This window comes from Pedococcus sp. P1_H8, from assembly GCF_056405175.1.
The window spans coordinates 1-411 of the sequence record NZ_JBFUCP010000318.1; the positions used below are offsets into that span (position 1 = coordinate 1).

Genomic DNA, 411 nt, shown 5'->3' on the forward strand with positions numbered 1-411 from the left:
CCACGGTGGCGGTGGCCACGTCCGCAGCCGCGGCCACGGGCACGTTCTGCGCCGCCGAGACCGACTCGCCAACCTCCGCCGTAGCCAGGAACTTCGCCGTCAAACTGCGATCACCCGCGGTCGCAGGCGTCCACGCGAGCGTCGCCTTGCCCGCCGCCAACGGACCCTGACCGATCTTCGTGGCCCCGTCGAAGAACTCGACCAGGTCGCCGTCGACTCCGCCGGTGACCGTCGCGCTGAGCGAAACCGACTGGCCCACCTTCACACCCGCGGGAACCGCGTCCAGCGCCGTCGTCGAGACATTCTTGGTCACCGAGATCGTCGGGCCCTTGTTCAGGTAGTTGCCCTGGCCGAGGTTGCCGGAGTAGTCCATGTACGTGTTCAACGGAACGTCGCGGGCACAGTCTGCGC

The 411-nt window shown here is 68.4% G+C and carries 1 protein-coding gene; it reads right to left on the reverse strand.

Annotated features, from left to right (window positions below; translation table 11 throughout):
• A partial coding sequence (locus tag AC1DYG_RS20175; protein ID WP_477641617.1) for an Ig-like domain-containing protein occupies positions 1–411 on the reverse strand: 411 nt, incomplete at both ends.